The sequence below is a fragment of the Streptomyces sp. NPDC005728 genome (assembly GCF_040630895.1).
Classification (GTDB): Bacteria; Actinomycetota; Actinomycetes; order Streptomycetales; family Streptomycetaceae; genus Streptomyces.
Genome location: NZ_JBEXYL010000042.1, coordinates 73790 through 80066, shown reverse-complemented (window position 1 = coordinate 80066; position 6277 = coordinate 73790). Strand labels below are relative to the sequence as shown.

General features: G+C 72.6%; 6 protein-coding genes. 4 read left to right on the top strand and 2 right to left on the bottom strand.

The window, feature by feature from the left end; genetic code table 11:
- Positions 1 to 47: 47 nt before the first annotated feature.
- On the bottom strand, positions 48 to 851 hold the full coding sequence (locus ABZ471_RS26490) for an enoyl-CoA hydratase-related protein (RefSeq protein ID WP_359069547.1): 804 nt from the start codon (positions 849 to 851) through the stop codon (positions 48 to 50).
- Positions 852 to 1225: 374 nt separating this feature from the next.
- Between ABZ471_RS26490 and ABZ471_RS26485 the strand changes: the two genes are divergently transcribed.
- Positions 1226 to 1393, top strand: a complete 168-nt coding sequence (locus tag ABZ471_RS26485) for a DUF3117 domain-containing protein (protein ID WP_018544333.1) — start codon at positions 1226 to 1228, stop codon at positions 1391 to 1393.
- An 87-nt stretch (positions 1394 to 1480) separates the two neighbouring features.
- Here ABZ471_RS26485 and ABZ471_RS26480 read toward each other — a convergent pair whose 3' ends face one another.
- Positions 1481 to 2179 (bottom strand): O-methyltransferase, encoded by a 699-nt coding sequence (locus ABZ471_RS26480; protein WP_359069556.1) that lies wholly within the window; start codon positions 2177 to 2179, stop codon positions 1481 to 1483.
- 234 nt (positions 2180 to 2413) lie between these two features.
- On the opposite strand from ABZ471_RS26480, the gene sigE reads away from it, so the two are divergent.
- The 3 genes from sigE (at position 2414) to ABZ471_RS26465 (ending at position 6208) form a co-directional block, all read left to right on the top strand.
- On the top strand, positions 2414 to 3130 hold the full coding sequence (gene sigE, locus ABZ471_RS26475; protein ID WP_359069546.1) for an RNA polymerase sigma factor SigE: 717 nt from the start codon (positions 2414 to 2416) through the stop codon (positions 3128 to 3130).
- A complete protein-coding gene (locus ABZ471_RS26470) occupies positions 3127 to 4125 on the top strand; it encodes a zf-HC2 domain-containing protein (protein WP_359069544.1) in 999 nt (332 codons plus the stop codon). The genes sigE and ABZ471_RS26470 overlap by 4 nt, the downstream gene beginning before the upstream one ends.
- 133 nt (positions 4126 to 4258) lie before the next feature.
- Positions 4259 to 6208, top strand: a complete 1950-nt coding sequence (locus ABZ471_RS26465; protein WP_359069542.1) for a trypsin-like peptidase domain-containing protein — start codon at positions 4259 to 4261, stop codon at positions 6206 to 6208.
- Positions 6209 to 6277: the final 69 nt, after the last annotated feature.

Here is a 6277-nt window from a genome sequence, read left to right as displayed (position 1 = left end):
GGGCGCAGCCCCCAGACCCCCATCGACCCGCGCCCGAGCGGAGCGACTCAGCGGCCCAGATACTTGGGCTTCTCCTTGTTCACGAAGGCCTGTACGGCGATCGCGTGGTCCTCGGACTGCCCCGCCCGCGCCTGCAGCTCGTCCTCCTTCTCCAGGGTCTCGGCGAGGGAGTGCGTCAGGCCGTAGGCCATCGCCTCCTTGAGCGCCGCGTAGGCCACCGTCGGGCCCTCGGCCAGGGACCGTGCCACCTTCTCGGCCTCGGCGCGCAGCTCGGCGGCGGGCACCAGCCGGTTGGCGATGCCCAGCTCCAGCGCGTCCTGTGCGCTGATGCTGCGCGGGAAGAGCAGCAGGTCGGCGGCGCGACCCGGACCGACCACCCGGGGCAGCGTCCAGGAGACGCCGGAGTCCGCGGTCAGCGCGACGCCCGCGAACGAGGTGTTGAACGCGGCGGTCTCGGCCACCACGCGGTAGTCCGCGGCGAGCGCGAAGCCGAAGCCCGCGCCGGCCGCGACCCCGTTCACCGCGGCGACCACCGGCTTCGGCGCCCCGGCCAGCGCCTTCACGATCGGGTTGTAGTGCTCCTTGACCGTGCTCATCGTCTGCCCGGAGCCCGCCTCGCGGTCCGCCGCCAGCAGCCCGATGTGTTCCTTGAGGTCCTGGCCCACGCAGAAGGCCCGGTCACCGGCGGCGGTCAGCAGGATCGCCCGTACGGCGGTGTCCCCGGCCGCCGATTCCGCCGCCTCCCGGAGGGCGACCTTGGTCGCGACGTTCAGCGCGTTCATCGCCTCGGGGCGGTTCAGCGTGATCGTCGCGAGTCCGTCGCTCACCTCGTAGAGCACGGTGTCGGCCATGGCGCATCCCCTCGGTGTCATCGCTGGTGACGTACCGCTCAGTACGTCCCTGTCCGAAGGACAGCATGGCGGAGATCGCGGTCCAAGGGCCGGAGCCGAGGTGTGACCTGCGTCAAAGAAAACCGGAGTGGAGTCGGTCGAAGGGCGCCCGTGGGGCGGCGCAGTATCGCAGCCACATCCCCGAATTGAGTGGTTTTGCTCGCGCGCGTTGCCCAAGCGATGCCGACTGATGTTGGTCATCGGGTCCTGAGATGCGGGATAATGGCTTGGAAGCAATGTGTTCGATGCCGGTGTCGCGTGTCCGTTCCGGGCTGAGGGTTGCCCTGCCTGGGCCGTCGGCAGACGATGAGCTGGTTTCAGGAAGGGGAACGAGCATGGCGGCCATGAAGCCGCGGACGGGCGATGGCCCGCTCGAGGTGACCAAGGAGGGGCGGGGCATCGTCATGCGCGTTCCGCTCGAAGGCGGCGGTCGACTCGTCGTCGAGCTGACCCCTGACGAGGCCGAGGCGCTCGGCGACGCCCTCAAGAAGGTCGTCGTCTGACGCCCCCGAGATCCAGTCCTTACGGCTGCCCCGGCATCGAATGCGGTGCCGGGGCAGCCGTGTTCCCGGACGCCGGCATCCCGGCGTTCACCGCTTGACCGCGCACAGCAGGCCGTCGCCCACCGGCAGCAGAGACGTCACCAGCTCCTGGCTCTCCCGCACCGTGCGCAGCAGCTCGCGCAGTCGCAGCACCTCGGTCGGCTGCGGCCTCGAGTCGACCGTCCGGCCGTTGGCGAAGATGCCCTCGAAGACGACCAGACCGCCCGGACGCAGCAGGCGCAACGATTCAGCGAGGTAGTCCGAGTACTCCAGCCGGTCCCCGTCGCAGAAGACGAGGTCGTATCCGGCGTCCGCGAGCCGGGGCAGCACGTCCAGGGCACGGCCGGGGATGAACCGGGCCCGGTTGCTGGCGAAGCCGCAGGCACGGAAGGCCTGCCGGGCGAACTGCTGGTGCTCCGGCTCCGGGTCGACCGTGGTGAGCACCCCGTCCGGGCGCATGCCGTGCAGCAGATGGATTCCGGACACCCCGCAGCCGGTGCCGATCTCCGCGACCGCCTTCGCGTCCACGGAGGCGGCGAGCAGTCGCAGCGCGGCGCCCGTGCCGGGCGACACCGAGCGCAGCCCTGCCTCGCGGGCCCGGTCGCGGGCCCAGCGCAGCGCTTCGTCCTCGGCGACAAAGGCGTCGGCGAACGCCCAGCTCGTCTGCCGGTTGCCGGTAATGACCCTCTCCTGTCCCCGTGGTTGCCTGGGCGTGACTGTATCCGTTGGCCCCGGGAACCCGCAGATGGGACCGGGCGTTTATAGGGATGAGCCGGTGGCCCGGGACGCGACGGGGGGTATGAGGTGGATCAGGACGCCGAGCACATGCTGACGCAGCCCTATGAGCTGTATCAGCGCGTATCAAATTCTCGTAAAACCGCTTATCCGGAGCTAACGGGCGAGGTGGCTATGGTAGGGGCTCCACTGGACACCACCAGAGCCGACAGGGGAGGTGCGGCCGCGCCCGGGGACCGGGGAGGAGTGCTGAGGCGCTTTCTCGGGTCGGCGGGCAGGCCGAAATCCGTGACCGACACCGCTGCTGACCATAGCCACGCCGCCGGTATCGCCGCAGGCGAAACCCAGACCGCGACCTTCTCCACCGACGCGGACGGGCAGGCATGGACTCCGCCCACGTGGGAGGAGATCGTCAGCACGCACAGCGGCCGGGTCTACCGGCTGGCGTACCGCCTCACGGGCAACCAGCACGACGCCGAGGACCTCACGCAGGAAGTCTTCGTCCGTGTCTTCCGTTCGCTGTCGACGTACTCGCCGGGCACCTTCGAGGGCTGGCTGCACCGCATCACCACCAACCTTTTCCTGGACATGGTCCGGCGCAAGCAGCGCATCCGCTTCGACGCCCTCGGCGAGGACGCGGCCGAGCGCCTGCCCAGCCGCGAGCCCACCCCGCAGCAGGTCTTCAACGACGCCCACTTCGACGCGGACGTCCAGCAGGCCCTGGACACCCTCGCCCCCGAGTTCCGCGCCGCGGTCGTCCTGTGCGACATCGAAGGACTGTCGTACGAGGAGATCGCCGCGACCCTCGGCGTGAAGCTCGGCACGGTCCGCTCCCGTATCCATCGCGGCCGTTCCCAGCTCCGCAAGGCCCTCGCCCACCGGTCGCCCGAGGCGCGCAGGGCCGAGCGGCGCTCTTTCGTGGCCCGTGTCCCCGCTCTGGGGGGAGGGGGCGCGACCGCGTGAGTGGATCTCAGCCGAAACCTGCGCAGGCGCACTTCGCCGAGCAGCACCTGGGAGACCGGCTCTCCGCCCTGGTGGACGGAGAGCTCGGTCATGAGTCGCGTGAGCGTGTCCTCGCGCACCTGGCCACCTGTGCCCGGTGCAAGGCGGAGGCGGACGCCCAGCGCCGACTGAAGAACGTGTTCGCGGAGGCGGCCCCGCCGCCGCCCTCCGAGAGCTTCCTGGCCCGCCTCCAGGGCCTTCCCGGGGGCGGTGACCCCGACGGCGACGGCACGCAGGCGCCCGGGGGCGGACTCTTCGGGCGGGACCCCGAGGGCGGGGTCTTCGGGCTGAGGCGCGGCGAGCGTTTCGAGTTCCGCTACGTCCCCGCCGTCACCGCTCATTCCGCGGCTCCCGTCGCTCCGGAGGAGCGCGGTTTCCGTATCCATCCCGTCGGCCGCCCGGACGCCGACCGCTCCGCCTCGCGCGGACTGCGGTTCGCGTTCGCCGCCGCCGGAGCGGTGTCTCTGGCGGCCGTGGCCCTCGGCGGCGTGACCACCGCCATCCCCGGCGACGTGGCCGCGGACGGCCGCGGCGGCTCCGGCTCCGGCAATGTGGCCCCGACGCGTTCGGCGGGCACGGGCGGGGGCGCGGCGACGTCCGACGCCCAGCGACGCCGCCCGGTGGGACCGCTGCTCGCCCAGGGCAGCAGCCTGCTCGGCCAGACGTCGGTGGCGCCGACCTCCCTGTCCGCGCCGCTGGTGCCCGGAGTGCCGGCCCCGGCCACCGGGCAGGTGCAGGGCGCCCCGCACGACCTGGGCACACCGGTGATGGCCGGTGCGGCGGCGATCTCCCCGCTGATACGCCCGCTGAGCGAGATCTCTCCGTTCTCCCTGACCGCCTTGTCGGCGACACCCCAGGCGACCACCCCCGGCCTGCTGTCCGCCCCCGTCCCCGACACCCCCTCCGCTCCCGTCAGACCCTCGGCCTTCCCTTCCTCCCCCCAACAGGCACCCTGACCTGCCGCTGCGCCACGGCCACCGAACCTGGTTGAATCCTGTGAGGCCGTGCCCGTGGCGTTGACCCGGGCACGGAGTCGACGTTCCGCTGCCACCGCCGACGCGCGCGGCCGCGGCCAGCCGTGGGGAGAGCATGAACGAGGGGAACCCGACGTCCGTCCCGCCGGGGGAGCAGGGGGAACACGGGGAGCAGACGTCGGCGGGAGAGGCACCGGCCAGGCCCGCCGACGGTGACTTCGAGCTGGCGAAGCCCGCGCCGACCGGGGCGGGCTCCGCCGCCGCACCGCCCCCCGAGCGTCCCAGGCCCCTGCACGACCCCGACCCCTACAGCACCCCGCCGTACGGCGAGCCGGGCCCCTGGGCCCCCGCCCCACCGGTCCAGCACCCCGCGACGACCCCACCCCAGAGCCCGTCCGTACCGACACACTCGGCTCCGCCAGCGCAGGCGGCTCCGGCCGTACCGGCGACGCCGGCCGTACCGGAGCCGGCGGCTGCCTCCGAACCGGCGGCTCCTCAGGCACCGGCTCTGATGGCTCCCCAGGCACCGGTGCCCGTGGTTCCGCCCGCGCCAGCACCGGTGGACGCCGTGGCGCCCGTGCCCGTGTCCGTGCCTGTGGATCCGGTCGCGCCTGCGCCCGGGGCTGCTCCGATGCATCCGACTTCGCCCGCACCGGCGGACGCCGTGGCGCCCGCGCCCGCGGATCCGGTCATGCCTGCACCCGCGCCCGCTCCCACGCAGCCGGTGCCGTCCGTGCCGGCAGACGCGGTGGTGGCCCCGTCGGAGGGGTCTGCCGGGCATGCGCCCGTGGAGCAGGTCGTGGCCGGGGTGGAGACGGGGGCCGGCGGTCCGGCGGGGGCGGGCGCCGATCCCTGGCGGCGGTACGACCCCTGGGCCGCTTCCGCTGCCGGGCAGCAGCCCCCCGTGCACGGGCCGCTGCAGCAGACCGGCGCCGCGGTGCTCACCAAGGAACAGCGGCGCAAGCGGTCCCTGCGGATCGCCCTCGTGTGGACGCTGCTCGTCGCCGTGGTCTCCGGCGGCATCGGCGGACTCGTCGGCGCCTATGTCGAGCGCGAGGGCGTGGGCGACGTACAGCTGCCGCAGTCCGGACCGGCGCCTGCGGGACGGGCGCCGGACAGTGTCGCCGGGATAGCCGCCCGGGCCCTGCCCAGCGTCGTCACGCTGCACGTGAGCGGCGTCGACGAGGCAGGCACCGGCACCGGCTTCGTGCTCGACGCCCGTGGACACATCCTGACCAACAACCACGTCGTCCAGCCCGCCGCGTCCGGCGGCGAGATATCCGTGACATTCAGCAGCGGCGAGACCGCCAAGGCGAAGGTCGTCGGCCGTGACAGCGGCTACGACCTGGCTGTCGTCCGGGTCACCGGCGTCCACGGGTTCACCCCCATGCCCCTCGGCAACTCCGACGACGTCCAGGTCGGTGACCCGGTCGTCGCCATCGGCGCCCCCTTCGACCTGGCGAACACCGTCACCTCCGGCATCATCAGCGCCAAGGAACGACCCATCACGGCCGGCGGCGAGAAGGGCGACGGGAGCGACGTGTCGTACGTCGACGCGCTGCAGACCGACGCCCCGATCAACCCCGGCAACTCCGGCGGCCCCCTCCTCGACTCCCGGGGCCGGGTCATCGGCATCAACTCCGCCATCCGCTCGGCCGACGAGGGCTCCGACTCCGGGAAGGGACAGGCCGGCTCCATCGGCCTCGGCTTCGCCATCCCGGTCAACCAGGCCAAGCGGGTCGCCGAGGAACTGATCAACAAGGGCCATGCCACCCACCCCGTCATCGGCGTCACCCTCGACATGGGCTACACCGGCGACGGCGCCCGCATCGACACCAAGGCCCGTGACGGCGGCTCCGCCGTCACCAGGGGCGGCCCCGGCGACCGGGCCGGTCTCAGGGCGGGCGACGTCATCACCGAGGTCGACGGGCAGCGCGTCCACTCGGGTGAGGAACTGATCGTCAGGATCCGCGCCCACCGGCCCGGCGACCGGCTGCGCCTGACGGTCGAACACGGCGGACAGCGGGAGGTCTCCCTCGTACTGGGCGCTTCGGAGCACGACTGACAATCGCGCACAACTACTGAAGTCTCACCTCGGGACGGTACCGGTCTGCCAGGTACGCCGGGTACCGTT